This window comes from Emticicia sp., assembly GCF_049241225.1.
In the GTDB taxonomy this organism is placed as follows: domain Bacteria; phylum Bacteroidota; class Bacteroidia; order Cytophagales; family Spirosomataceae; genus Emticicia.
Genome location: NZ_JBMLRC010000291.1, coordinates 1 through 1,149, shown reverse-complemented (window position 1 = coordinate 1,149; position 1,149 = coordinate 1). Strand labels below are relative to the sequence as shown.

1 pseudogene is annotated in these 1,149 nt (G+C 43.6%); it reads left to right on the top strand.

Features of this window, described 5'->3' with window-relative positions:
• Positions 1–1,149: pseudogene (secA, locus tag ACOVO2_RS15540) on the top strand (preprotein translocase subunit SecA); the annotation flags it as partial.

The window sequence follows — 1,149 nt, the reverse complement described above, 5'->3', positions numbered from 1 at the left end:
GGTCAGATGGTTTGCACCAAGCTGTTGAAGCAAAAGAAAACGTAAAAGTTGAAGACTCGACCCAAACTTACGCTACGATTACGCTTCAAAATTATTTCCGTATGTACCACAAATTAGCTGGTATGACAGGTACGGCCGAAACTGAAGCGGGCGAGTTCTGGAAAATCTATAAATTAGATGTGGTTTCGATTCCTACTAACCGAGCAATCGTAAGAAAAGACCAAGAAGATAAAGTTTATAAAACCGTTCGTGAAAAATACAATGCGGTTGTGGAAGAAATCAATGAGTTAGTAAACATTGGTCGCCCAGTTCTCGTTGGTACAACTTCGGTTGAAAACTCTGAGATTTTGAGCCGTATGCTTACGCTTCGTAAGATTCCACACCAAGTATTGAACGCCAAACAACACGCCCGTGAGGCCGACATCGTTGCCGAAGCAGGAAAGCCTGGCACTGTGACGATTGCAACCAACATGGCCGGTCGTGGTACTGACATTAAACTAACGGCCGAAAGTAAAGCGGCTGGTGGTTTGGCAATTATCGGTACCGAACGCCACGATTCTCGTCGTGTTGACCGCCAATTACGTGGTCGTGCGGGTCGTCAGGGAGACCCAGGAACTTCGCAATTCTTTGTTTCGCTCGAAGACCAATTGATGCGTTTGTTTGGTTCTGACCGTATCGCTTCCGTCATGGATAAAATGGGTATGGAAGAGGGCGAAGTGATTCAGCACTCAATGATTACGAGTTCGATTGAAAGAGCCCAAAAGAAAGTAGAAGAAAATAACTTTGGCACTCGTAAGCGTTTGATTGAGTATGATGACGTAATGAACGTTCAACGTGATACCATCTACAAACGTCGTAGAAATGCCCTTTTCGGCGACCGTCTTTCGCTCGATATTGCAAATATTTTATATGATACTTGTAGCGACATCGTGATGAACGCCGAAGGCAATTACGATGAGTTTGAGTTGCGTTGTATGCAAAAATTGGCCATTCAGCCAGAAATTGCTCGTGGTGAATTCACGAAAGGAAATCCGAAATTGGTTGATAGACTTTATTTACAAGCAGAAAGAGCTTACAAAGCCAAAAACGACGAAATTCGTAAGAATATGTTGCCAGTTTTGGAAAATGTATTGAAAGACCGTCGTGCTT